General features: G+C 36.1%; 1 protein-coding gene. It reads right to left on the bottom strand.

Going from position 1 to position 460, the window contains the following annotated elements:
- Nucleotides 1-74: 74 nt before the first annotated feature.
- The coding region (locus C1631_RS23605) for an exonuclease SbcCD subunit D C-terminal domain-containing protein (RefSeq protein WP_185144704.1) at nt 75-460 on the bottom strand (386 nt) is incomplete at its 5' end.

The raw sequence follows: 460 nt of genomic DNA, 5'->3' as shown, positions 1-460 counted from the left end.
ACCTAGCTTTGTGAAATCTATTATCTCTTTATCGGCATACGGGCCGAATGCCTGCATCATTAATTTTAAAGGTTTCATATTGGTTCCTTTACTCCCTTCACCTTATCAATAATGCTTATCATCATATTTCTTTTTTCCTCTGAAAAGTCTGCTGTTGTCATATCATGATAAAAGTCTTCAAATAATGAAAGCTCTGTTTTTGATTGTTTGCCAGCAGAAGAAAATGACTTCCTCTCTTTTAAGTCAACCCTGTCGATTTTCCTTTCTAAATGCAGGATATTCGGATAGATTTGCCTCAACTTATTGATGGGATCCATAATGGCACCTTCATCAAATAGAGTAATTTTTAAATAATCGTCCACTTTTTGCATCGTATAAAAGTTTGGATCAAGAAGTTCTTCCATATACCCCTCCACTTCTCTCATATCCTGTTTCGGAGTTAACTCCCTCTCCTCAATGG

It is taken from the genome of Chryseobacterium phosphatilyticum, from assembly GCF_002899825.2.
Taxonomy (GTDB): Bacteria; Bacteroidota; Bacteroidia; order Flavobacteriales; family Weeksellaceae; genus Chryseobacterium; species Chryseobacterium phosphatilyticum.
Note: the sequence above shows the minus strand (reverse complement) of the source record. Positions and strands in the feature narration are given on the sequence as shown.